Here is a 24,988-nt window from a genome sequence, read left to right as displayed (position 1 = left end):
TCACACCCATGAACGTCACCGCGGGACGCCGTGTCGGCTGGACCGTCATCAACCTGCTCGTCATCCTCTACGCGCTGATCCCGGTGCTGTGGATCGTGAGCCTGTCGTTCAAGCCGCAGGCGAACGTCACCGACGGCAACTTCATCCCGACGACCTTCTCGTTCGAGAACTACCGCAACATCTTCAAGACCAACGAGTTCACGTCGGCACTGATCAACTCGATCGGCGTCGGCCTCATCACCACCGTGATCGCGGTCGTCATCGGCACGTTCGCGGCCTACGCCGTGGCCCGCCTCGACTTCCCGGGCAAGAAGCTGTTCATCGGCATCACGCTGCTCATCGCGATGTTCCCGCAGATCTCGCTGGTCACACCGCTGTTCAACATCGAGCGGTCGGTCGGGCTGTTCGACACCTGGCCGGGCCTCATCCTCCCGTACATCACCTTCGCCCTGCCGCTGGCCGTCTACACGCTCTCGGCGTTCTTCCGCGAGATCCCGTGGGAGCTCGAGAAGGCCGCGAAGATGGACGGCGCGACACCCGCCCAGGCGTTCCGCCGCGTCATCGCCCCGCTCGCGGCACCCGGCATCGTCACCGCCGCGATCCTGGTGTTCATCTTCGCCTGGAACGACCTGCTCCTCGCCCTGTCGCTGACGTCGACGGAGCGGTCGATCACCGCGCCGGTGGCGATCACGAACTTCACCGGCAGTTCGCAGTTCGAGGACCCGACCGGGTCGGTGGCCGCCGCCGCGGTCGTCATCACGATCCCCATCATCATCTTCGTCCTGATTTTCCAACGTCGTATCGTCGCCGGTCTGACCTCCGGCGCCGTGAAGGGATAGACCCATGGCCGAGATCGTTCTGGACAAGGTGAGCAAGCGGTACGCGGACGGATCCCTCGCGGTGAGCGAGGTCGACATCCAGATCGCCGACGGCGAGTTCATCATCCTGGTCGGCCCGTCGGGCTGCGGGAAGTCGACGACGCTGAACATGATCGCCGGTCTGGAGGACATCTCCGAGGGCGAGCTGCGCATCGGCGGCACCCGTGTCAACGAGAAGGCACCCAAGGACCGCGACATCGCGATGGTGTTCCAGTCCTACGCGCTGTACCCGCACATGTCGGTGCGCGACAACATCGCGTTCCCGCTGAAGCTCGCCAAGATGTCGAAGGGCGAGATCGACGCGAAGGTGGCCGAGGCGTCGAAGATCCTCGACCTCGACCAGTACCTGGATCGCAAGCCCGCCAACCTCTCCGGCGGTCAGCGGCAGCGTGTCGCGATGGGTCGCGCGATCGTGCGGTCGCCGCAGGCGTTCCTCATGGACGAGCCGCTGTCCAACCTCGACGCGAAGCTGCGCGTGCAGATGCGCTCGGAGATCTCGCGGCTGCAGCAGCGTCTGGGCACCACCACCGTCTACGTCACCCACGACCAGACCGAGGCCATGACGCTCGGTGACCGCGTCGTCGTGCTGCGCGGCGGACACGTCCAGCAGATCGGTACTCCGCAGGAGCTCTACGCCCACCCGGCCAACCTGTTCGTCGCCGGCTTCATCGGGTCGCCGGCCATGAACTTCCTGCCCGGTCGTCTCACGGGGTCCGGGGTCGAGACGGCCATCGGGACCATCGCGGTGCCCGAGCACGACCGTGCCGTGCAGAGGGCGCAGTCGCTGCGGTCGACCGGCGACGTGCTCGTCGGCATCCGACCCGAACACTTCGAGGACGTGCGCCTGCTCGACGACTCCGCCCGCTCGCGGGGCGGGACGTTCACCGCGCGCATCGAGGTGCTCGAGTCGATGGGGTCGGACTCCTACGCGTACTTCTCGGTCGGTGGTGACCGCGCGGCGAGCGACGCCCTCGCCGAGCTCGCGGCGGACTCCGGTGCCGACCTCGGCGGCAACCAGTTCATCGCGCGCCTGTCGCCGGAGTCGTCGATCGCGAAGGGCCAGGACGCCGAGCTCTGGTACGACGCGTCGAAGGTCGCCCTGTTCGACCAGTCGTCGGGTCACAACCTGCTCGGCTGAGCACGTCGGCCCGACCCCGGGCGATGTCCGGGGTCAGGGCCGTCGGCGTGGTGCGGCGGTGCGCAACTCGTCGATGATCGACTCGTCCCAGACGTGCCGGCGCACCAGGCGGTACCTTTCGCAGGCGAGCCACATGTAGAGCTCGGCGTCGGTCGCCTCCGGGCTGATCTCGGCGCGTCGGGCCATGCGCACCACGGGGAGGAACTCCTCTCCGAACCAGCGCCGGGCGACCTCGTCACGTCCGAGGAACTCGCCGACCTCCTGGCTGAGGCGGAATCCCCACGCCTCGACGTTCTCGGCCAGTTCGGCGTAGTCGAACGGGTCGGTGACGGTGATCGCCTCGGCCTGCTTGCCGCGCAACGGGACCCGCGAGAGGAACAGCCGACGGTGGTCCTTCAGGGCCAGGTCGGACACGCCGTGGATGCCCTCGGGCGAGATGCGCGTGTGGATCTCGGTGACGTAGGCGTCGATGGTCTCGATGTGGCGGGCGATGGCGATGGACACGCGGTGGTGGCCGTCGACGACGAAGTGCATGTCGCCGATGCGGTAGAGCACGATCGGCGGCATGGCCTCGCCGCGTCGTTGTGCGGCGGCGAGGCGCTGCCACCGGGCGCGCACCCGTGCCGACGTCGGCCGGAACAGCCTGTCGAAGTCCCGCGTCCGGTCGACGCTGCCCACGATCGTCGACACCTTCACCACGACGAGGCCGAGCGCGGTCTCGCCGGTGCGGCCCAGCGCGGCGACCACCTCGTCGAACGGCAGGACGGTGTTGACGTCGGCGGGTTGGCGCGTGAACCACGCCGCGAGGCGGGCGAGTTCGGCACGACGACGCTGCCGGCTGAAGTCGTTCTCGGCGTCGGCGTCGGGGAATCCGGTGTCACGCGCCATGTCGCCGCCGCGTGATCGCGATGCCCGCGCCGCCGGGCGTGATGTCGAAGACGGTGTAGCCCACGGTGTTCACCGACACCGCGGCGCCGTCGGACCCGGTCGGTGTGTCCGCGTAGGGGATCCGCAGGTCCTCGGGGCGGGTGCCGTAGGGGTGGACGTGCCCGTGGACGAGTGCTTGCGGTCGCAGCGCACGGACCAGCCCGATCAGGCATGCGAACCCGCGGTGGGGCGCGTCCGTCTCGTCGCCGTACCCCTGCGCGGGGCTGTGGGTGAGGAGGATGTCGACGCGCGCCGGGTGCCGACCCCGGATCGTTTGGATCCGCGCGGCCATCGCCTCCCGCCGGTGCAGGGCCCGCGCGCGCCGTCGCTGCGCCTGCTCGCGGTACTGGTTCGGCCCGCCGTTGTACCGGATCGACCCGCCGAGCCCAGCGATCCGCAGACCGGCGACGGACACCACGCGCCCGTCGGCGTTCACCGCGCCGCGGGGTCCGGGATCGGCGGCGGGCAGTCCCGCCCGCGTCCACCCCGAGCGGCCCCGGCGGAACCCGGACAGGTCGCGGTCGTGGTTGCCGGGAACGTAGACGCACGGCGCGTCGCTGCGGGTGGCGAGCGTCTCGAGGTAGTCGAACGGCAGGTCACCGGCACCGAGGACCAGGTCGGGCGCGATCTGTTCGGCGAGCCCGCAGAGCAGTCCGTCGACCACCTCGTCGGCCACCGCGAGCACCCGCACCATGGCCGTCAGGGTACAACCGGGTCTGCGAGACTGGACCCGATGAGCGAGTCAGTCGTCGACACCGTCGTAGCGCACCTGCGGGGCGCGATCGGAGCCGAACCACAGCGTGCGTCGGTGACATTCCTGGGTGTCGAGCCGATCGACGTGCTGCGATTCGTCGACACGGCCGAGGGTGGCGACGAGGTGGTGTTCGCCAGCGCGGGGTGCGCGCGGCATCCGATGACGGACCCGTCGGACCTCGCCGCCGATCCGGTCCGCGGACCGCGCGCCGAGGTGGTCGTGCGGATGCGCTCGCGGGGCGAGCTCGCCGGGCTGCACACGGCGATCGCCGTGCTCGCCGCGGCTCCCGCGGTGGAGGGTGTGATCCTGGGGGCCGACGCGCTGGTGGACCTGTCGGAGCCGCTGTGGACGGGGTCGTCGTGCACCGCGGTGGTGCTCGAGCCCGACGCCATCCCGGATTGTCCACTGCCCGCACCGATGTCGCCGGTGGAGTTCCTGCGGGCCGTCCCGATCACCGCGAACGAGGCCGCCTGGGTGCGCCTGCGCGGGGTGGACGAGCTGCGGCGCGCCTGGCGGGAGGCCGGGATCGACGTCGCCGACCCACACCGGGTCGCGGTCGACCCGAGCGTCTAGGCGACTAGAGCCAGTGGTTGCGGCGGAACGTCCGCCACAGGCCCACGCAGACGAGCGCGAGCACGACCAGCAGGATGTGATAGCTGTACTTCCAGTGCAGTTCGGGCATGTCGTCGAAGTTCATGCCGTAGATGCCGGCGACCATCGTCGGCACCGACGCGATCGCGACCCAGGCGGTGATCTTGCGCATGTCGGTGTTCTGTTGGATGCCGACCTTCGCCGACGCGGCTCCCAGCAGTGAGGTCAGCACCTCGTCGAACGTCGAGATGCGTTCGGCCACCGTGATCTGGTGGTCCAGCACGTCGCGGAGGTAGCGCCGGACCTCCTTCGGGCAGAGGTCGTTCTCCGGTGACGTCAGACGCTGCAGGGGTGCGGTCAGCGGGGTCACGGCGCGCCGCAGCTCGGTGATCTCGCGCTTGAGCAGGTAGACGGGGTCGATGTCGACGCCGCCGGTGGGGGCGAAGATGGCCGCCTCGAGCGCGTCGACGTCGGTCTCGACGGCGGCGGTCACGTCGAGGTAGGTGTCGACGACGTGGTCGGCGATCGCGTGCATCACGGCGTAGGGGCCCAGCGCGAGCCGGTCGGGCCGCGACTCCAGGTGTTTGCGGACCCCGGCGAGGTGGGTGAAGTCCCCGTGGCGCACGGTGATGACGAAGTCGTGGCCGACGAGGATCATGATCTCGCCGGTCTCGACCACCTCGTTGGTCGTCGTCAGCGACTCGTGCTCGACGTATTTCACCGTGCGCAGCACGATGAACTGCGTGTCGTCGTAGCGCTCGAGCTTGGGTCGCTGGTGGGCGTGCACGGCGTCCTCCGCCATGAGCTCGTGCAGGCCGAACACCTCGGCGACGTCGGCCATCTGGCGATCGTCGGGGGCGTGGAGCCCCACCCACACGAACCCGGTGCCGGTAGAGCGGACCTGCTTGAGCGCGGCGGCGTGCGTCCACTTGCCGGGGCGGCGGTGCCCGTCGACGTAGACGGCGCAGTCGACGACGGCTCGCGCGGGCGGGATGGGGATCCGGGGGCGTTCGGAGGGGCCACCCGACGGACGCAGTGACGGCAGCGACGGCATGCATGACCTCCCTCGTCCGTAAAGCCCCGACCCGCGCGCCATCGTACGACGCGGGTGGGCCGGCATCCGTCGACTAGCGTGGTCTCCCGTGATCCCGCCGAGCCCGCGTCGCGCAGCGCTGGTGGTGGGCGTCGTCGCCCTGCTGCTCGCCGTGACCGCCTGCTCGGCGAGCACGACACCCGACCGGTCGGCCGTGGTCGTCGGTGCGACCCCGGGTGTTCCGGCGGCCGTCGTCGCCGACATCTACCGGCAGGTGCTGCGGTCGGCGGGTGCGACCGTCGCCGACGACACGACGGTCGGCGACTACGGGCAGTTGTTGGACGGCGTCGACGGCGGCCGGGTGTCGATGTTCGGCGCGTTCGACGGTGATCTGCTGTCGCGCCTGGCGCCGTCGTCGACGGCGACCTCACCCGACGACGTGTACACCGACCTCAACCGCGCGCTGCCGCAGGGTGTCTCGGTCGGCGACCCGACGATCGTGAGCGACCAGGTCCAGGTCGTCGTGACCGCGTCGCTGGCCTCGTCGTCGGGTGCCGACGCCCTGTCGGAGTGCGCCCGGCTGCCCGCCGGGCTGCCGCTGGTGGGGGATCGGGATCTCGACGCCGTGACGGCGTCGGCGTTGGCCGCCGCGGGCTGTCGCTTCGCGCCCTACCGTCGCCTCGACTCCGTGGACGCGGTCCTCGCCGAGGTGCGCGGTGGCCGGGCCGCCGGTGTGGTGTCTCCGCTGTCGGCGGCCGGTACCGCGGCCGACCTGACCTCGCTCACGCCCGCCGCGGCGCAGGCACAGGACTCGGACAGCGGTCCGACGCCGACGTCCACCGCGCCGGCGACTCCCGACCCCACGGCCATCCGTGCCCAGATCCTGGTCCCCGTCTACTCGTCGGGTGCGCTCACCCGCGACCAGGTCCGCACGATGAACAAGGTCGCGGGCGAGCTGACCACCGCCGATCTCGCCACGATGGCCCAGGAGGTGTCGCAGCGGCGGGCGACCCGATCTGCCGTCGTGGGCGGGTGGCTCGCCGAGCACGGGTTCTGAGCCGCCCGTGGCCGTCGCGCTCACCTGGTGGGGGCACGCCACCGCCACCGTCGTCGACAGCGGTGTCCGCGTCCTCACCGACCCGGTGCTCACCGACGGGGTCGCGCACCTGCACCGACGGCGCGGCTCCCGTCCGCCGGGCGCGTCGCGCCGCGCCGATGTCGTCCTCGTGTCCCACCTGCACGCCGACCACTTGCACGTCCGCTCGCTCGCCATGGTCGACGCCGCGGCGGTGATCGTGGTGCCCCGGGGCGCTCGCGACGCGGTCGCGGGGCTCGTGCGGCTGCGACGGCGCGACATCCGGGAGGTCGGTCCCGGGGACGTCATCGAGGTGGGGTCGGTGTGCATCCGTGCCGTCCCCGCCGAGCACGACGGACGGCGGCACCCGCTGGCCCGGCGACATGTGATGCCCCTGGGGTACGTCGTCGAGGGATCGTCGCGGACGTACTTCGCCGGGGACACCGACCTCTTCGACGGGATGGCCGCCGCGGTCGGCGGCTGCGACCTCGCGCTGCTCCCGGTGGGGGGCTGGGGTCCGGGGCTGGGTGAGGGTCACTTGACCGCCGACCGCGCGGCGGTCGCGGCCGGCCGACTCGCGGCCCGGGTCGCCGTGCCGATCCACTTCGGGACCCTGTGGCCCCGCGGACTCGCCGCGGTGGCCCCGGACGAGTTCCTGCCTCCCGGACCCGAGTTCGTGCGCGCGGCGCGGGTGCACGCGCCGTCGACGTGGGCGCGGGAACTACGGCCGGGGGAGAGCCTGTCGGTCGACGACTGACGCCCGGATGCGTTCGAGATGGCGTCGCCGGATCGCCCAGATCGGGAACGCCTTGCCCTGACGCAGGATCCGCAGCATGCGATACCGGTCGTAGAGGGTCACCACCAACGAGATCAGCAGCAGGAAGAACAGCGAGGGGATCGGCTGCACGGCCGGACCCCGCGGTGTCGGCAGCAGCACGAGGACCACGACGACGCCCGCGTTGATCGCGGCCACGGCGATGAACTGCGACACCGTCGAGGTCCACTCGACGCCGCGACCCGCGATGTGGTGGCTGATCACGGAGTTCGCGACCACGAGGATCGCCACGGTGACGACGATCTGCGGCGACGTCGCGTCGACACCCGGCAGGATCCGCGAGAACACGAGCAGCAGCATCGAGACGAGGACGATCTTCTCGACGAGGGGCCCGCGGAGGAACGCGCTCTGCGTCGTCCGCACGCCGGCCGGGACGCGTGCGACGCGTCCGCCGCGGGTGCGCGCGGAGACGTCGAACCCGAAGGGCCAATCGCCGGCCGGCAGACGACGCGCACCGACGCGGATCCCGAGTGCGAGCAGGACGACGACCACCGCTGCGATCGGCAGCACCCAGGGGCGGTTCCCGACCGCGACGGTCCAGCTGTCGTCGAGTCCGGCGCCGAGGACCGTCGTCTTGATCTCGTCGGTGACGTCGAGCTCGGCGACGTGCAACCACCACTCCTGCGGCAGCTTGATCAGCACCCAGATGCCCGCGGCGAGGAGAAGCAGGGTGCGGTGACCGAGGCGGGTGGGCGCCCATCGGCAGCGGACGAGTTCGTAGGCGATGAAGAAGTACTCGAAGGTGTTCGGGAAGGCCAGCAGCAGCCATCGCGCTTGGCTGTACTCGAACGCGACGACGCCGATCAGCCGGTAGTAGAAGAGGAACCGGGCGATGCCGAACGCGACGGGATCCGACCAGTTCTGCAGCGTCGAGAGGTAGGCGATCGCGAGGTAGTAGACGTCGAGTGCCTTGTCGTACGACTGGTAGCCGGAGATGTCGAGGCCCGGGACCTGTTGGAACACCGTCTGATCCACCGCGTCGAGCACGAGCGCGGCAATGATCGCAGGCACGGGGAAGCGGGGTATCAGCAGCGGGACGAGCAGTCGGCCCGCGACGACGAGCAGCACCACGGCGGTTCCCACGCCTCGCCCCCTCCCACCGCGTCCTGCCGGGATCGGACCCGGCAGACGACGATAGCAACGCCGGTGTCCGGGTCCGGTCTCTCACGACCCCGACGCGGCGGGGAGCAGTCGCTCGAGCAGGGCGCGCGTCGCCGGCCCGGGGCCGTCGCGCCAGACGATCCCCAGGCTCGACCGTGCGCGGGGGTCGTCGATGCCGACGTCGACGACCCCGGTGGCCCCGCGTCCCGTGGTCCGCGAGAGCACGGCGACCCCGAGACCCCGTGCGGCGAGACCGAGCGCGGTCGCCGGGGTGGCCACCTCCCACCGCGGCCGACGTGCCGTCGCACCGCCCAGGACCTCGTCGAGCGCGGTGCGGGCACCGGTGCCCTCCGGCAGTGAGATGACGTCGGCGTCGGCGAGCTCCGCGGGGTCGATCGCGTCGCGCGCGCCCACGGGTGGTCGGGGGCCACCCAGACCGCGAGCACGTCGTCGACCACGGTCACCGACCGGAGGTCGGTGGGGCCGTCGCCGCTCCATGCGACGACTGCGACGTCCAGCTCGCCGGCTCGGACGCGGTCGGTCAGCGGCGCCGCGGCGTCCTCGACCACCGAGATGTCGAGCCCGGGGTGCGCGGAGTGCAGCGCCGCCAGCGCGTCCAACACCGGCGGCCACGCGAGACCGCCCACGGTGCCCACGCGGAGACGTCCGGCGACGACCCCATGGATGGCCGCAGCGGTGTCACGAACCGCGTCCACCGCCGCGATCGCGGCGCGGATAGCGGGGATCAGGTGGTCGCCCGCCGCCGTCGGTGTGACGCGACGGGTCGACCGTTCGAGCAGCACCACGCCCAACTCGCGCTCGAGTTTGGCGATCTGCGCGCTCACGCCCGACTGACTGATCCGGACGGCCTGCGCCGCCGCGGTGAACGTCCCCTCGTCGACGACGGCGAGCACGTACCGCAGCTGATGCAGCTCCATGATCGACGATGCTAGATGTCAGAACAACCAGCTGTTGGACAGATGGCTGCGGCACTCGCGATGCTCGATGCCATGAGCACCGAAGAGACACGGACGGCGGTCGCGACCTACTTCGACGCCTGGCGCGACCGCGACTTCGACCGACTGCGGACGGTCCTCGCCGACGACGTCGATTTCGTCGGCGTGATGGGCACGGCTCGCGGCGCCGACGAATGCATCGCGGGGCTGCGGGGCATGGCGGAGTCGGTGATGACCGACCTGACCCTGCACGCGCGGGTGGCCGACGGCGACGACGCGATCACTTGGTTCGACCTCCACACCGCGTCGGCCCCGCCGATCCCCACCGCGAACTGGAGCCACGTCGAGAACGGCCTCATCACCCGCATCCGCGTCACCTTCGACCCGCGGCCGCTGGGTCTCTGAGCCGATCGCCGGCCGCCGCGGACCCGTTCGTCGGGCAGCAGGAACCGTTCGTTGGGCAGTTGGAACCGTTCGGTGGGCACCAGGAACCGTTCGTTGGGCAGTTGATGCACAGTAGGTTTCGGGTCCGAGCACTTTGTCGGACCTCTCGTGTACACATGTACGTATGGGGGAGAACGGCTAGACGGTCGCGGTGGCGCGGTTGCGCGACATGCTGACGTCCCTCGCCGAACTCCCGACTGCTGCTGACGAGACCGAGGCGATCGACCGGATCTCGTTGATGGAGGCGATCAAGGCTGCGTGTGCGGCCGGGCAGGCTCAGGACACACTGCGGTTTCAGGAGCTGCGGTCTACGGCGGAGGCCGAACGTGGCGTTCCCGTCGAGCGGCGGTGTCGGGGGTTGTCGGGGGAGGTGGCGTTGGCTCGGCGGGTGTCGGGTAACGCCGGTGGCCGCCACCTCGGATTCGCGCGGGCGATGGGCGAGATGCCCAACACCTTCGCCCGGTTGCGGGAGGGCTCGTTGTCGGAATGGCGGGCGACGATCCTGGTCCGCGAGACCGGCTACCTGCAGGTCGAAGATCGACGCGTGATCGACCACGCGTTGTGCGCCGACCCGGCGACCCTCGACGGTGTCGGCGACCGGGCGCTCGAAGCGCTGGCCAAGAAGATCGCCTACGAGCGGGACCCGCGGGCCGTGGTGGACCGGAACGCCAGCGCGCCGAAGGATCGCAGGGTGACCATGCGTCCGAAACCCGATGCGATGGTGCAGCTCTCAGCGCTGTTGCCCATGAAGGCAGGTATCGCCGCGTACGCCGCGTTGAAGCAGCACGCGTACGGGCTCGTCGGCGACGGTGATCGCACCCACGCGCAGGTCATGGCCGACACCCTTCTCGAACGACTCACCGGGAAGGCGGGAGCCGAGGATGTAGCCGTCTCGGTCGACGTGGTCGTCAGCGCCGAAGTCCTGGCTGGTGGAGCGGACGGCGCGGCGGAGGTGCCCGGCTACGGCCCGATTCCCGCCGACACGGCACGGTCACTGATCACTGACGCCCTTGACGCCGATTCGCTGGTCACGCTGCGTCGGCTGTTCGCCAACCCGGATTCCGGTGCGCTCGTCGCGATGGAGTCCCGTGCCCGCATCTTCCCGACAGGACTGCGGCGGTTCATCACTCGCCGCGACGTGTCGTGCCGGATGCCCTACTGCGACGCCCCGATCGCCGAGATCGACCACGCCCACCCTCACATCGAGGGCGGCGCGACCGACAGCGTCAACGGCAACGGGCTGTGTCGCACCCACAACAGGCAGAAGGAAGCCGCCGGCTGGGATGTCACCACATCGATCGACGACGACGGCACCCACGAGGCGCTCATCCGCACACCGACCGGCCACGAACACCGGTCCCGAGCACCCGCGCCGCCACTTGCGACGCGGCGTGTGAAACCCGACGAGGTCAGGCCAGGCGGTCGCGCAGGAATCCGCCGAGGTGGTCGACGGCGTCGGCGGCCTCGGCGAGCATGGACGCCTGCTGGTGTCCGACGTGCCAGAGCCGCGGGAACTCCCGGTACTCGACGTCGACGCCCGACGCGCGCAGCTTGTCGACGAACGTGACCGTCTGCGGGTGCAGCGCCTCCCGCACCCCGATGTGCACGATTGTCGGCGGGAGACCGCTCAGGTCGCCGTTCAGGGGTGCGTATCCGGGGTCGCTCGGATCCCCGCCGGCCAGGTACGCGTCGGCGCACGCCCGCGACCACCCGTGGTTGACCACGATGTCGGTGGCGTGCCCCGACGGCCCCACGTCCTGGGTCGGGTCGACCCAGGGCGCGATGAGACCCAGTGCCGCGGGCGTCATCTCGTGGTCGTCGATCAGCCGACGGGCGACGGCGACGGATAGTCCGCCGCCGGCGGAGTCCCCGGAGATCGCGATCCGGTCGGGCGTGAACCCGTGGTGACGGACGAGATCGATGAATGCGGCCACCCCGTCCTCGACGGCGGCCGGGAACGGGTCCTCCGGAGCGAGGCGGTAGTCGACCGCGAAGACGGTGGCGTCGGTGACAGCGGCGAGACGTGCCACCAGTCGCCGGTGTGACCGCGGCGAGCCGATGACGTACCCGCCGCCGTGCAGATACAGGACGGCGCTGGGGGTCTCGGTCGCGCCGACGGTGACACGCTCGGTCGGTCGACCGCCCAGGGTGATCCCGCGCACCACCGTGTCGGCGGGCAGGGGGTCGACGTCGAGGGCATGGTCGGCCAGGAACCGCTGCCACCGCACGGGCAATCGCGGGTGCAGCATCGCCGCATACAGCACGCGGGTGAGCGGCTCGACGAGACCGATCGGCAGTGACAGGCCCGGCGGGGTGCTGCTCACCGCGGCTTGAGCGTCGACCCGGCCGCCTTCGCGACGACCTGCATGTACGACGGCCCCAGGACACGCACCAGCTTGTCCAGGAACTTCGCGTCCGCGCCGACCAGGATGCGCGGCTTGTTCTTCTCGACGCCGGCGATGATCACCTTCGCCGCCTGCGGCGAGCTCATCCGGGCGAGCTTCTTGTCGAACAACTCCGCGAACTTGGCGGCGTCGGACCCCTCGTTGACCGTCGCGTTGCGGGCGATGGCCGTCTTGATGCCACCGGGATGCACGCACGACACCGACACCGGATGGCCCGCGAGGCGCATCTCCTGGATCAGCGACTCGGTGAACCCGCGCACTGCGAACTTCGCTGCGTTGTACGCACTCTGACCGGGCGTCGACATGAGCCCGAACAGCGACGACGTGTTGACGACGTGCCCGTCGCCGGACGCGATCAGGTGGGGCAGGAACGCCTTCGTGCCGTTGACGACACCCCAGTAGTCGACGTCCATGATGCGTTCGTAGGTCTTGAAGTCGGTGAGCTCCACCTCGCCGTGGTGCGCGATCCCGGCGTTGTTGAAGATCGCGTTGACCTTGCCGAAGTGCTCGACCACGGTGTCGGCGTACTCGAGCACCGCCTCCCGCTCGGCGACGTTGAGGAGCTGGGCGTGCACGTCGGCTCTCTTGGCCTCGAGCATTGCCCGCGTCTCCTCGAGACCGGTCGGGTTCATGTCGGAGATCGCGACGCGCGCTCCCTTGTCCGCGAGCTGCAGAGCGAGGTCGCGCCCCATGCCGCTCGCGGCGCCGGTGACGACGACGACCTTCCCGGCGAAGTTCTTCATCTCGGGTCCCTTCGTCTCAGACCGACGCCGACTGCGGCTCGGGCCGGCGGGCCGACTCGGCCCGTTGCGTCTCGTAGGCGGCCAGGTCGAAGTTCTTGGTCGCCTTGCGGTAATTGAAGGTGAAGCCCGGCCACAGGGTGGTGATGTTGCCGAACTTGTCCTTGTACCAGCTCGAGCAGCCGCCGTTCTCCCACACGCTGGTCTCGAGTGTGGACTGCACCTCGCGGTTGTACTCGCGCTGCACGTCGGCCCGGACCTCGGTGCGGGTGATGTCGTTGCGCTGCACCGTCTTCAACCAGTCGGCCAGATAGTTCAGCTGCGACTCGATCATGAAGACCATCGAGGTGTGGCCGAGCCCGGTGGCCGGTCCGATCATGAGGAACATGTTGGGGAAGCCGTGGATGGTGGACCCCTTGTAGGCGGCCATGCCGTCGCGGTCCCACACCTGTGCGAGGCTCTCGCCGTCCTTGCCGACGATGTGCTCGAACCCGGGGGAGTCGGTGACGTGGAACCCGGTGGCGACGACGATGGCGTCGATCTCGCGTTCGGTCCCGTCCTTGGTCACGATGCCGGTCGGGGTGACCTTCGCGATGCCGTCGGTGACGACGTCGACGTTGTCCTGCCCGAGCGCCGGGTAGTAGGTGTTCGACAACAGGATCCGCTTGCAGCCGACCTTGAACTGCGGGGTGACCTTCTTGCGCTTCACCGGGTCCGCGATGCCGCGGCGGATGTTGGCGCGACCGATCGCGTGCGCGGGGCGCAGGACGTCGGGGCGGTGGGTGAGCCCGTAGGACACCAGCTCGTGCGCGAGGTAGATGCCGGTGCGCGAGAGACGCTGCGCGCCGGGGACGTTCTTGAAGATCCAGTGCTCGAGCGCGGTGTACTCGCGATCGGCCCGGGGGAGGACCCACGGGGCGGTGCGCTGGTAGACGTCCATGTGCCCGACCTTGGCGGCGAGCTCGGGGATGATCTGGATGGCCGACGCGCCCGTGCCGATGACGGCGACGCGCTTGCCGGTCAGATCGGTCTCGTGGTCCCAGCGGGCCGAGTGGAAGATGGCTCCCTCGAAGCCCTCGATGCCCTCGATGTCGGGGAGACGCGGCTCGCACAGCGGGCCGATCGCGCCGACGAGGATCTCCGCGCGGATCTGCTGCGCGCCGTCGGTCTCGCTGTCGGTGCTGATGATCCAGCGGTTCTGGTCCTCGTCCCACCGGGCGTCGGTGACCTCGGTGCGGAACCGGGTGCGGCTGTGCAGGTCGTACTTGTCGGCCACACGGTTGATGTACGCGTGGATCTCGGCCTGCTTGGAGAACGAGCGAGACCACTCCGGGTTCAGCTCGAAGGAGTACGAGTACAGATGCGACGGCACGTCGCACGCGGCACCGGGGTAGGTGTTGTCACGCCAGGTGCCGCCGAAATCCGAGCCGCGGTCGAGGACGACGAAGTCGTCGAAGCCGTTCTGCCTGAGGGTGATGGCCGCGCCCATGCCGGAGAACCCGGCGCCGACGACGGCGACCTTGACATCGTTCATGGGTAAGATCGTACACAGTATTGACGGGCGGTCAATAGACTATTGACGGTCAGTCAGTACTATGGGCCCATGGCCGGCCAGAAGCGCACCCGCATGACGCCCGAGGCACGGCGGGTGCAGCTCATCGAGGAGGGCCTGGCGATGGCGGCGGACCGCCCGCTCGACCAGGTGACGGTGGAGGCCGTCGCGGAGGCGGTGGGGGTGTCCCGCGCTCTGATCTTCCACTACTTCGACACCAAGCACGACTTCCACGTCGCGATGGCCCGCGAGCAGTCGCAGCGGATGCTGAGGGCGACCGAACCGGACTTCGAACTGGGTGACCCGATCGAGGTGCTGCGCGGCACCATTCGCGGGTTCGTCGACTTCGTGACGCAGAACCGCAGTCTCTACCTGGCCCTCATGCGCGGCTCGGCGTCGTCCGACCCGGCAATGCAGGCCGTGTTCGACGAGACCCGGTCGGTGATGGTCCAGCGCACGCTGGGCAGCGTCGAACTCGTCGGTCTGCACCCGTCGCCGCTGGTCGAACTGGCCATCAACGGGTGGCTCGCGTTCACCGAGGACGTCACCATCCGGTGGCTCAAGAACGAGATGGTGACCCGCGACGAGCTGCTCGAGCTCATCACCGTGGCGCTGCCCAGCCTGGGCGCGGTGGCCGGGGAGATGTCGGGCGTCGACACCAGCGCCATGTCACTGACCTCCTGACCTGCCGAGACGGCGACGGCCGCCCATCCGAGACTGGATGGGCGGCCGTCAGCACCGACGAGTCAGTCGAACGCCTTGTCCAGGATCTCCGTCTGCTCGACGGCGTGGACCTTGCTCGAACCGGACGACGGGGCGGACATCGCGCGACGCGACACCCGGGTGAACCCGCTGCCGAAGTGCTCGGGCAGCACCTCGGGCAGGTTCAGTCCGAGGAACGGCCACGGGCCCTGGTTGGCCGGCTCGTCCTGCACCCACCGCTTGTCGGCGGCGTTCGGGTAGCGGTCCAGCGTCGCCGCGAGCCGCTTGTGCGGGATCGGGTACAGCTGCTCGATGCGGACGATCGCGATGTCCTCGCGGTTCTCCTTCTTCTTTCGCGCCGCGAGGTCCCAGTACAGCTTGCCGCTGACCAGCAGCACCCGGGTGACCTTCTCCGCCGCGGCGTCGTCGGTGACCGTGGGGTCGTCGATGATCGAGAGGAACTTGCCGCCGGTGAACTCCTCGACCGGGCTCGTCGCCGCCTTGTTGCGCAGCATCGACTTCGGCGTGAAGACCACCAGCGGCCGGCTGATGCCGTCGAGCACGTGCCGGCGCAGCAGGTGGAAGTGGCTCGCCGGCGTCGACGGCTGAGCCACCGTCATCGAGCCCTCGGCACAGAGCTGCAGGAAGCGCTCGATACGTCCCGACGTGTGGTCGGGACCCTGGCCCTCGTGGCCGTGCGGCAGCAGCAGCACGACGTCGGAGAGCTGGCCCCACTTCGCCTCACCGGAGGAGATGAACTCGTCGATGATCGACTGGGCGCCGTTGACGAAGTCGCCGAACTGCGCCTCCCACACCACCATCGCGTCGGGGTTGCCGACCGAGTAGCCGTACTCGAAGCCGACCACCGCGAACTCCGACAGCGGCGAGTCGTAGGCGAGGAACCGGCCGCCGGCGTTGTCGCCCTCGGTCTGCACCACCTGGTTCAGCGGCGTGTACTCCTGCCCGGTCTTGCGGTCGATGATGACCGAGTGACGCTGGGAGAACGTGCCGCGCCGCGAGTCCTGACCGGACAGGCGCACCGTGCGGCCCTCGGCGACGAGCGACCCGAACGCCAGCAACTCGCCGAACGCCCAGTCGATGCCGCCCTCACGGGACATCTCCTGCCGGCGGGTGAGCACCGGCTTGACGCGCTGGTGCGGTGAGAAGCCCTCGGGCACCTCGGCGAACGCGTCGCCGATCGCCTCGACCACCGACTTGTCGATGCCGGTCATCAGCTTCGCGGGGAGCTGCTGGTCGGACTCGACCGACGGGCTCGGCGCGGGGGTGAACTTCTCGAGTTCCTTGACCTCGTTGAACACCCGCTCCAGCTGGCCCTGGTAGTCGCGGAGCGCGTCCTCGGCCTCCTTGGTCGAGATGTCGCCACGGCCGATCAGCGCCTCGGTGTAGCTCTTGCGCACGCCGCGCTTGGTGTCGATCACGTCGTACATCGCCGGCTGCGTCATCGACGGGTCGTCGCCCTCGTTGTGGCCGCGGCGGCGGTAGCAGACGAGGTCGATGACGACGTCCTTGTGAAATGCCTGCCGGTAGTCGACGGCGAGCTTCGCCGCCCACACGCACGCCTCGGGGTCGTCGCCGTTCACGTGGAAGATCGGCGCACCGATCATCTTCGCGATGTCGGTGCAGTACTCCGTCGAGCGCGAGTGCTCCGGCGCCGTGGTGAACCCGACCTGGTTGTTGACGACGATGTGCACGGTGCCGCCGGTGCGGTAACCGGGCAGCATCGCGAGGTTCAGGGTCTCGGCGACGACACCCTGGCCCGCGAACGCCGCGTCGCCGTGGAGCATCAGCGGGAGCACGGTGAACGCCTCGTCCGGACGCTCGAGCAGGTCCTGCTTGGCGCGGACGAGCCCCTCGAGCACGGGGTTGACCGCCTCGAGGTGCGAGGGGTTCGCGGTCAGCGAGACGTTGATCTCGTTGTCGCCGAACATCTGGTAGTACTTGCCCTCGGCGCCGAGGTGGTACTTCACGTCACCCGAGCCGTGCGCCTGCGACGGGTTCAGGTTGCCCTCGAACTCGGTGAAGATCTTCGAGTACGGCTTGCCGACGATGTTGGCGAGCACGTTGAGGCGCCCGCGGTGCGGCATGCCGATGACGACCTCGTCGAGGCCGTGCTCGGCGCTCTGGTCGATGACGCCGTCCATCATCGGGATGACGGTCTCGGCACCCTCGAGCGAGAAGCGCTTCTGGCCGACGTACTTCGTCTGCAGGAACGTCTCGAACGCCTCGGCCGCGTTCAGCTTGCTGAGGATGTACTTCTGCTCGCCCACGGGCGGCTTCGCGTGCTTGATCTCCACGCGCTCCTGCAGCCACTGCTGCTGCTCGGGCTCGAGGATGTGGGTGTACTCCACACCGACGTGGCGGCAGTAGGCGTCACGCAGCACCGACAGGACGTCGCGCAGCTTCATCCGGTCCTGGCCGTGGAACCCGCCGACGGTGAACTCGCGGTCGAGGTCCCAGAGCGTCAGGTCGTAGGTGAGGACGTTGAGGTCCGGGTGGGCGGCCCGCGCGTCGGAGTCGATCATGAGCGGGTCGATGTCGGCCATGAGGTGGCCGCGACTGCGGTACGCCGCGATCAGCTCGAGGACCCGCGCGTTCTTGTCGACCGCGGGGGACGCGATGTCCTTGCGCCACCGGATCGGCTCGTAGGGGATGTGGAACGCGGTGAAGATCTCGTCGTAGAACGCGTCGTCGAGCAGGAGCTGGTGGATCGTCCGGAGGAAGTCACCCGACTCCGCACCCTGGATGATGCGGTGGTCGTAGGTCGACGTCAGCGTCATCAGCTTGCCGACGCCCATCTCGGCGATGCGCTCGTCGCTCGCACCCTGGAACTCGGCCGGGTACTCCATCGCACCGGCGCCGATGATGGCGCCCTGACCCTTCATCAGGCGCGGCACCGAGTGCACGGTGCCGATGGTGCCCGGGTTCGTCAGCGAGATCGTCACGCCGGCGAAGTCGTCGGCGGTCAGCTTGCCGTCGCGCGCGCGCTTGACGATGTCCTCGTAGGCGGCGTGGAACTCGCCGAAGCCCATCGTCTCGCAGTTCTTGATCGCGGCGACGACGAGCGAGCGGTTGCCGTCCTTGCCCTGCAGGTCGATCGCGAGCCCGAGGTTGGTGTGCGCCGGGGTGATCGCGTTCGGCTTCCCGTCGACCTCGGCGAAGTGCCGGTTCATGTTCGGGAACGACTTCACGGCCTGGACGATCGCGTAGCCCAGGATGTGGGTGAACGAGATCTTGCCGCCGCGGGTGCGCGCCAGGTGGTTGTTGACGACGATGCGGTTGTCGATCATCAGCTTCGCGGGGACGGCCCGGACGCTGGTCGCGGTCGGGATCTCCAACGACGCCGACATGTTCTTGGCGACGGCCGCGGCCGCGCCGCGGAGCACCTTCGAGGTGTCCTCGGCAGGAGCGGACTCCTGCGCCTTCGGTGCGTCCTTCGCCGTGGGCTTGTCGGCGGCCTTCGCCGGCGCGTCCTTCGCAGGAGCCTTGGCCGACGTCGCACCGGACTTCGCCGGCGCGTCCTTCGCGGGGGCGGCGTTACGTGCCGTCGTGTCCTTCTTCGGCGAGGACTTCTGCACGGGGGTGGTGGTGTGCGGAGCGGTGCCCGTGGTCGGGGCGTCGGCGGCCGACGAGGCCGATCCGTCGCGGCTCTCGACGGCCTGGCCGGAGGCGGCCTTGGTGGCCGGTGCCTCGGTCACGCTCGCGGGCGACCCACCGTTGCGCGAGCCGTTCGTCGGTGCCGTGTGCGCGCCGTTCGACGAGCCGTTGCTCGACGCCCCGTTCCCGGCGGGGGAGTCGGCGGGCGGGGTGTAGGACTCGAGGAAGTCGTGCCAGCTGCGGTCGACGGAATCGGGATCCTCACGGAAGCGCTGGTACATCTCCTCGACCAGCCACTCGTTCTGTCCGAAGTCTGATACCGAACTGCTCACGGCAGATTCTCGCCTCTATTCCCTGATCGTCGCGTCGTGTCGGAGTGTTGTCGTGTCCGAACCCATGTCGGTGGCGACGGGGGTCGCCCGGGCCACCGGCGTCAGGCACCGCGCGCGAGGCGGGGGTGGCCGGGTGGAGCCGGCCCGCGCGCATCGTCCGAGGTACCACGGCAAGGTTAGTCCCCGCTCACCTGCGATGCATACGGGCTCGGCGTTGTCGCCCACACCCACCGCGCGGCGTACTGGCTCAGCCCGCGTCGGCGGTCTCGGTGGTGGTTCGCCCCGTCGCCGAACCGGTGTCCCACAGGACCCGGTACCTGCCGTTCAACGCCAGCAGGTCCGCATGGGTTCCCAGTTCGACGATCCGTCCGTCGGCGACCACCGCGATGCGGTCGGCGCGGGCGGCGGTGGCCAGTCGGTGGGCGACGATCACCGCGGTGCGGGACCGCGCGAGGCGACGGCCGGCGTCGAGGACCCGTCGCTCGGTCGCCTGGTCGAGGGTGGCCGTGGCCTCGTCGAGCAGCAGCAGGTCGGGGTCGACCAGCTCGGCACGCGCCAGGGCGATGAGCTGTCGCTGACCGGCCGACAGTCCCTGGCCGCGTTCGCCGACACGGTGGGTCATCCCGCCCCGCATCCCGGCGATCACGTCGAGTGCGCCGACCGCCGCCGCGGCGGCCTCGATGCGTTCGCGCGACGCGGTCGGGTCGCCGTAGGCGATGTTCGACGCGATCGTCCCGGTGAACAGATGCGCCTCCTGCGGCACCACGCCGAGCCGCTTCCGGTGCGCGCGCAGCGGCACCTCGCGGATGTCGCGGCCGTCGAGCCGGACCGACCCGTCGGTGGGGTCGTAGAAGCGCGCCAGCAGCTTGACGATGGTCGATTTGCCCGCACCGGTCTGGCCGACCAGGGCCAGGGACGTCCCGGCGGGGATGTCGAGGTCGACACCGCGCAGGGCGTCGTCGGCGGCGCCGGAGTAGCGGAACCGGACGGAGTCGAGCTCGGCGTGCGCCGACGGACCGGACGTCGAGGGCGTCGTGGTCGCCGTCGGGCCGGTCGCGGGGTCGGATTCGAGGCTGCTCGGGGTCCGGAGCAGATCCCCGATGCGACGGAGTCCGACGACGGCCTGCTGGTAGCCGTCGAACACCTGGCTCAACTGCTGCACCGGGCTGAACAGCATGCCGAGGTACAGCACGAACGCGACGATGGTGCCGGGTTGTGTCTGCCCCGACGCGACCTGCGACGCGCCGATGCCGACCGCCGCGGCGGTCGCGAGGTCGGAGACGAGGGTGATGAACGGGAAGTACAGCGAGATGGCGCGCTGCGACACCATGCGCGCCTCCACGTACTGCCCGGCCAGGTCGCCGAAGCGGGCACGGGCCCGGCTGTCGTTGCGGTAGCTCGTCGTCGTCCGCAGCCCCGCGATGTTCTCCTGGAAGTCGGCGTTGACCGCGCTCACCAGTTCCCGCGACCGCGTGTAGGCCCGCGAGGCGACGCGCTGGAACACCACCGTCGCGATGCCCAGCGGGACCAGGGCGACGACGACGATCGCGCCGAGCGACGGGTCGGTGACGATGAGGGCCGCGGCGACCCCGACGATCGTCAGCAGCGCGATCACCGTGGTCGACAGACCCGTCTGCAGGAACGACGACAACGCGTCGATGTCGGTCGTCATCCGCGTCATGATCCGGCCCGACAGCTCGCGCTCGTAGTAGTCGAGACCGAGGCGCTGCAGGTGGGCGTAGCTGCGGACCCGCAGTCGGAACAGGACTCGCTCCCCGGCGCGGGTGCTGGTGATGGTGGTGACCGACAACGCGATCCACCCGACGGCGACCGCGACCAGTCCCGCGGCGGTGGTGAGCCACAGCGTCGACAGCCGGTCCTGCGTCGCGGCGTTCACCCCGAGGCGCGCCAGGGTCGGGAACGCGAGACCCGTCGCGGTGTCGACGGCGACCGCGACGACGGCGAGCAGCAGCAGGCCGCGTACCGGTCGCAGCAGCCCGCGCAGTGAGAACGCCGGGTCGGGGGCGCGGGCCTCCGCCTCGTCGACCCGTGGGTCCTCGGTGGCGGGCGGCAGTTCCGCGACCGCCTCGAGCAGCGCCGGGGTGGCCGGCATGGATCCGAGCGCGCTGGACACGCCGCCTCCGCCGCGGCGCCCGGCACGCGGTGGTGCGGCAGGGCGGACCCGATCGCCCGTGCCGGGGTCGCGCACCTCGGTGTCCTCCGGCCAGAGGGCGGCCCGGTTCGGGACGGGTGCGACCACGACGTCGTCGGCAGCCGGGGTGGTGGCCGTGCCGGGGTCGGCCATGAGCGACCGGAACAGGGTGGACCGCGCGGCGACGTCGGCGGGTGGGCCGGACTCGACGACGCGTCCACGGTCGAGCACGACGACCCGGTCGGCCGGCGCGAGCGTGGACCGACGGTGCGCGATCAGCACGAGGGTGCGCCCCGGCGTCTCGCGCAGTTCGGCCAGGATCGCCGCCTCGGTCGTCGCGTCGACGGCCGAGGTCGCGTCGTCGAGGACCAGCACCGGTGGGTCGACGAAGAAGGCGCGGGCGAGGGCGATGCGCTGCCGTTGACCGCCCGAGAGGGTCAACCCGCGTTCGCCGACCACCGTGTCGTAGCCGTCGGGCAGGGCCGCGATGAAGTCGTGTGCCGCGGCCCGACGCGCCGCCCTCTCGACGCGCTCCCGCAGATAACCGGCGTCGAGGCCGTCGGCCGCGGGACCAAGGGCGATGTTCGCCGCGATCGAGTCGGAGTAGAGGAACGGGTCGTCGAAGACGATGCCGATGCGCGATCGGATGGCCTCGAGGTCGGCGTCGGCGACGTCGAGACCGACCCCCGTCGCGCCGTCGACGAGTTCGACGCTCCCGCGACGGGCGGGCGCCAGACCGGCGAGCACGGCGGCCAGCGTCGACTTGCCCGAGCCGGGCGGCCCGACGACGGCGACCGCCTCACCGGGCGCGACCGAGAGGTCGAGTCCGCGGAAGAGCGCGGTGCCGTCGGGGAGGTCGACGTCGACGTCGGAGACGCGCACACCGACCGATCCGGGAGGCGCGCCACCGGGTGCCGGTTCGGACAGGTACCGCGGGTCGGTGGGGTGGTCGATGACGTCGTAGACGCGTTCCACCGCCGCGCGGGCCAGCTGCGCGGAGACGACGAGGTTCGTCAGCAGCCGCGCGAGCCCGGTCATGGTGGTGACATACGTCGCGAACGCGAGGAACGTCCCGACGGTGATGTCACCGCGGGCGGTGAGGATCCCGCCGAGCGCGACGATCGCGACCAGGGCCAGCTGCGGGATCGCGTTCATCGTGGGGGAGAAACGCGCGTTGATCCGGGCCGCGCGCATGCGCTGCGAGAACAGGCGGCGTCCGTGGCCGGCGAGCTCGTCGACCGAGCGTTCCTCCTGCCCGAAGCCCTTCACGACGCGGACGCCGGTGACCGTCTCCTCGACGTGCTGCGCGACGTCGGCCGCGGTCTGCTGCGCCGACCACGTCGCCGCGAACAGCGACCGTCGGGTCCGGAACGCGACCACCGCGACGAGGGGGATGACCAGCAGTGCGACCAGGGTCAGCAGGGGCGACAGGTAGGCCATGACGGCGAACGCGAGCACCACCTGCACGACCGCACCGAGGGACAGCGGCACCATGGCCAGGAGTCCCTGCACGAGCTGAAGGTCCGAGATCGACCGTGACACCACCTGTCCGGTGACGATGCGGTCCACCGACGGGCCGTCGAGACGCAGCAGCGTGGACAGGATCGACGTGCGCAGGACGTTCTGCACCGTGAGCGAGAGCCGGCCCGCGGTCAGCCGACGGAAGAACTGTGCGACGAACCGCACGACGCCCAGCGCGACGAGCGCGCCGCCGAGGGTCGCGATCGAGAAGCCGTGCGACGCGGCACCGGTCGCCGTGTCGATGGCGGCCTTGGTCACCAGCGGCACCGACAGGTCGATGGCGACACCGACGGCGGTCACCGCCAGCGTGATCGTGAGCAGCGCGCGATGGCGGGCGCACTCGGCGGCGAGACGCCTGATCCAGCCGCGCGTCACCGATCGTGTGCGGAGATCGCCGGCGTCGCGTCGGGCCAGGTCGCGGGCGGCGGGCCGAACGACGCGCGGGCGTTGGCGACGATCCGCCGTCCGAGGGCGCGGTTCCCGGCACCGCCGACCGCGGCACCGATGCCCGCCGGCAGCATCTTGCCGACCATCAGCGGGGCACGCCGCGCCGCGTACTTCTTCACCACCCGCTTGAGCAACGTCTTGTTCAGGCTCCGCAGGGCGGGCCCGTTCAGCGCACCGCCGGCCACGCGGCCCAGCGGGTTGTTCCGCGACCCCAGTGCCTTCGCCAGCGCGGTGAGCCCCTCCTCGCCGAGGACGACCGCGAGAACCAGCGTGCGGCGACGCTCGGCCTCCTCGATCGGGATGCCGTGCACCTCGGCCACCGCGAGGGCGAGCAGCGCGGACGCCTCCACGAAGAAGGCGGACTCGCCGCCGATCGCGGCGATCGACGCGATGGTGCCCACGCCCGGGACCGCCGCGGTGGCGCCCACCGCACCGCCCGAGGACGTGACGGTCATCAGGTAGCGCTTCTCGAGACGTTCGACGATCTGCGCGGGCGACTCGTCGGGGTGCGACGAACGCATCCGACGGACGTAGGCGGCGACCGCCGGCGCCTGCAGGCGTTGGGCACGGTCGATGACGCCGACGATGGCACCGCCGCGGTCGTCGCTCACCGCGGCGCCCAGTCCTGCAGCGCGACCGTCTCGTCGGGCCGCGGCGGGGGCGGCGGCGTGCCGTCGCCGAACGGTCGCCCGCCGAGCTGCTCGCGGTGATGCGGTGTGTGCCACCCCCGGAGATCCGGTCCCAGCGGGACGATCCCGGTCGGGTTGATGTCGGAGTGGACCACGTAGTAGTGCCGCTTGATCTGGGTGAAGTCGACGGTGTCGCCGAACCCGGGCGTCTGGAAGAGGTCGCGCGCGTAGGCCCAGAGGACCGGCATCTCGCTGAGCTTCATCCGGTTGCACTTGAAATGCCCGTGATAGACGGGGTCGAAGCGGACGAGGGTGGTGAAGAGTCGGACGTCGGCCTCGGTGATGGTGTCGCCCACCAGGTATCGCTGGGTGCGCAGGCGGTCGGCGATGACGTCGAGGTGGTCGAACAGGCGCGCGTAGGCCCGCTCGTACGACTGCTGGCTCCCGGCGAACCCGCAGCGATAGACGCCGTTGTTGATCTCGGTGAACACGCCCGCGTTGACCTCGTCGATCTCGGCGCGCAGGTGCTCGGGGTAGAGCTGCGGTGCGCCGTCGCGGTGGTGGTCGGTCCACTCGAGCGAGAAGTCGATGGTGATCTGCGGGAAGTTGTTGGTCACGACCTGTCCCGACGGGACGTCGACCATCGCGGGGACCGTGATGCCCTTGCTGTAGTCGGGGAACCGTGCCAGGTAGGCGTCCTTGATCCGGGAGATCTTCAGCACCGGGTCGACACCGCCGGGGTCGAGGTCGAAGGTCCACGAGTCGGGGTCGTGCGTGGGACCGCACAACCCCATCGAGATGGCGTCCTCGAGACCGAGGAGGCGTCGCACGATGATCGCGCGGTTCGCCCAGGGGCAGGCGCGCGCCACGACGAGCCGGTAGCGGCCGGGTTCGACGGGGTAGCCGTCGCGACCGTCGCGGGTGATGCGGGTCTCGATGTAATTGGTGTCCCGGACGAAGTCCGAGCCGGGGTTGACGTAGGTGCCCGGCGTCGACCAGGTCTCGTTCTCGTCCCCGCCGTCGGCTGCGTCGGGGCTGTTGTCCGCCGGTGACCCGGTCGCCGATCCGTCTGCGCTCATCGATGCCAGGTTAGCCCGCCGCCGTCCGCTGCCGGTCGGCTTGCGGGGCGGTGTTCGGCATGCGAATATTCCACGTCGAGTA

18 protein-coding genes and 1 pseudogene are annotated in these 24,988 nt (G+C 70.3%); 7 read left to right on the top strand and 12 right to left on the bottom strand.

From position 1 onward, the window contains the following. The first annotated feature begins 8 nt into the window (after window positions 1-8). Both LX12_RS20675 and LX12_RS20670 read left to right on the top strand, forming a co-directional pair. Window positions 9-839, top strand: coding sequence for a carbohydrate ABC transporter permease (locus LX12_RS20675; RefSeq protein WP_253656502.1), 831 nt, complete (start codon window positions 9-11; stop codon window positions 837-839). A gap of 4 nt (window positions 840-843) precedes the next feature. Next, complete coding sequence (locus LX12_RS20670) at window positions 844-2,016, top strand: ABC transporter ATP-binding protein (RefSeq protein WP_253656501.1); 1,173 nt, start codon at window positions 844-846, stop codon at window positions 2,014-2,016. Between the two features lie 33 nt (window positions 2,017-2,049). Here LX12_RS20670 and LX12_RS20665 read toward each other — a convergent pair whose 3' ends face one another. Together LX12_RS20665 and LX12_RS20660 are read right to left on the bottom strand one after the other, a co-directional pair. After that, complete coding sequence (locus tag LX12_RS20665; RefSeq protein WP_253656500.1) at window positions 2,050-2,904, bottom strand: ParB N-terminal domain-containing protein; 855 nt, start codon at window positions 2,902-2,904, stop codon at window positions 2,050-2,052. Beyond that, a complete protein-coding gene (locus tag LX12_RS20660) occupies window positions 2,894-3,637 on the bottom strand; it encodes a metallophosphoesterase family protein (protein WP_253656499.1) in 744 nt (247 codons plus the stop codon). The genes LX12_RS20665 and LX12_RS20660 overlap by 11 nt, the downstream gene beginning before the upstream one ends. Before the next feature lie 39 nt (window positions 3,638-3,676). Between LX12_RS20660 and LX12_RS20655 the strand changes: the two genes are divergently transcribed. After that, window positions 3,677-4,270 carry a suppressor of fused domain protein gene (locus LX12_RS20655; RefSeq protein WP_253656498.1) on the top strand — a complete coding sequence of 198 codons (594 nt, stop codon included), beginning with the start codon at window positions 3,677-3,679 and terminating at the stop codon, window positions 4,268-4,270. Between the two features lie 4 nt (window positions 4,271-4,274). On the opposite strand, the gene LX12_RS20650 is transcribed toward LX12_RS20655, so the two are convergent. Further along, on the bottom strand, window positions 4,275-5,342 hold the full coding sequence (locus LX12_RS20650; RefSeq protein ID WP_253656497.1) for a magnesium and cobalt transport protein CorA: 1,068 nt from the start codon (window positions 5,340-5,342) through the stop codon (window positions 4,275-4,277). Between the two features lie 88 nt (window positions 5,343-5,430). Here LX12_RS20650 and LX12_RS20645 point away from each other — a divergent pair, with 88 nt between their 5' ends. Together LX12_RS20645 and LX12_RS20640 are read left to right on the top strand one after the other, a co-directional pair. Next, window positions 5,431-6,378 carry a glycine betaine ABC transporter substrate-binding protein gene (locus LX12_RS20645; RefSeq protein WP_253656496.1) on the top strand — a complete coding sequence of 316 codons (948 nt, stop codon included), beginning with the start codon at window positions 5,431-5,433 and terminating at the stop codon, window positions 6,376-6,378. 7 nt (window positions 6,379-6,385) lie between these two features. Further along, the gene (locus LX12_RS20640) at window positions 6,386-7,153 is read left to right on the top strand and encodes an MBL fold metallo-hydrolase (RefSeq protein ID WP_253656495.1); all 768 of its coding nucleotides are present in this window, start codon (window positions 6,386-6,388) and stop codon (window positions 7,151-7,153) included. On the opposite strand, the gene LX12_RS20635 is transcribed toward LX12_RS20640, so the two are convergent. After that, entirely contained in the window at window positions 7,118-8,314 is a 1,197-nt protein-coding gene (locus LX12_RS20635; protein ID WP_253656494.1) for a hypothetical protein, read from the bottom strand. The genes LX12_RS20640 and LX12_RS20635 overlap by 36 nt on opposite strands. Before the next feature lie 81 nt (window positions 8,315-8,395). After that, window positions 8,396-9,270 (bottom strand): annotated as a pseudogene (locus LX12_RS20630) (LysR family transcriptional regulator). A 72-nt stretch (window positions 9,271-9,342) separates the two neighbouring features. Here LX12_RS20630 and LX12_RS20625 point away from each other — a divergent pair. Continuing rightward, window positions 9,343-9,693, top strand: a complete 351-nt coding sequence (locus LX12_RS20625; protein WP_372505115.1) for a nuclear transport factor 2 family protein — start codon at window positions 9,343-9,345, stop codon at window positions 9,691-9,693. Between the two features lie 1,448 nt (window positions 9,694-11,141). Here LX12_RS20625 and LX12_RS20620 read toward each other — a convergent pair. The 3 genes from LX12_RS20620 to LX12_RS20610 all read right to left on the bottom strand — a co-directional run bounded on the left by LX12_RS20620 (window position 11,142) and on the right by LX12_RS20610 (window position 14,411). Beyond that, on the bottom strand, window positions 11,142-11,981 hold the full coding sequence (locus LX12_RS20620) for an alpha/beta hydrolase (RefSeq protein ID WP_301284944.1): 840 nt from the start codon (window positions 11,979-11,981) through the stop codon (window positions 11,142-11,144). 71 nt (window positions 11,982-12,052) lie between these two features. Continuing rightward, window positions 12,053-12,880 (bottom strand): SDR family NAD(P)-dependent oxidoreductase, encoded by an 828-nt coding sequence (locus LX12_RS20615; RefSeq protein ID WP_253656492.1) that lies wholly within the window; start codon window positions 12,878-12,880, stop codon window positions 12,053-12,055. A 16-nt stretch (window positions 12,881-12,896) separates the two neighbouring features. Next, a complete protein-coding gene (locus LX12_RS20610; RefSeq protein WP_253656491.1) occupies window positions 12,897-14,411 on the bottom strand; it encodes a flavin-containing monooxygenase in 1,515 nt (504 codons plus the stop codon). Window positions 14,412-14,480: 69 nt separating this feature from the next. Here LX12_RS20610 and LX12_RS20605 point away from each other — a divergent pair, with 69 nt between their 5' ends. Continuing rightward, window positions 14,481-15,113, top strand: coding sequence for a TetR/AcrR family transcriptional regulator (locus LX12_RS20605; protein ID WP_253656490.1), 633 nt, complete (start codon window positions 14,481-14,483; stop codon window positions 15,111-15,113). A gap of 62 nt (window positions 15,114-15,175) precedes the next feature. Here the strand turns inward: LX12_RS20605 and LX12_RS20600 are convergent, their stop codons facing one another. From LX12_RS20600 to LX12_RS20585, 4 genes are all read right to left on the bottom strand, one after another. Beyond that, the gene (locus LX12_RS20600) at window positions 15,176-19,027 is read right to left on the bottom strand and encodes a multifunctional oxoglutarate decarboxylase/oxoglutarate dehydrogenase thiamine pyrophosphate-binding subunit/dihydrolipoyllysine-residue succinyltransferase subunit (protein ID WP_253656520.1); all 3,852 of its coding nucleotides are present in this window, start codon (window positions 19,025-19,027) and stop codon (window positions 15,176-15,178) included. A 298-nt stretch (window positions 19,028-19,325) separates the two neighbouring features. After that, a complete protein-coding gene (locus tag LX12_RS20595) occupies window positions 19,326-23,126 on the bottom strand; it encodes an ABC transporter ATP-binding protein (RefSeq protein ID WP_253656489.1) in 3,801 nt (1,266 codons plus the stop codon). After that, complete coding sequence (locus LX12_RS20590) at window positions 23,123-23,809, bottom strand: hypothetical protein (RefSeq protein WP_253656488.1); 687 nt, start codon at window positions 23,807-23,809, stop codon at window positions 23,123-23,125. The genes LX12_RS20595 and LX12_RS20590 overlap by 4 nt, the downstream gene beginning before the upstream one ends. Continuing rightward, window positions 23,806-24,906 (bottom strand): glutathione S-transferase family protein, encoded by a 1,101-nt coding sequence (locus tag LX12_RS20585; RefSeq protein WP_253656487.1) that lies wholly within the window; start codon window positions 24,904-24,906, stop codon window positions 23,806-23,808. Before LX12_RS20585 ends, LX12_RS20590 begins: the two co-directional genes overlap by 4 nt. Between the last annotated feature and the right edge of the window lie 82 nt (window positions 24,907-24,988).

The sequence above is a fragment of the Williamsia serinedens genome (assembly GCF_024171725.1).
Classification (GTDB): Bacteria; Actinomycetota; Actinomycetes; order Mycobacteriales; family Mycobacteriaceae; genus Williamsia_A; species Williamsia_A serinedens.
This window is presented reverse-complemented; position numbering and strand designations above follow the sequence as displayed.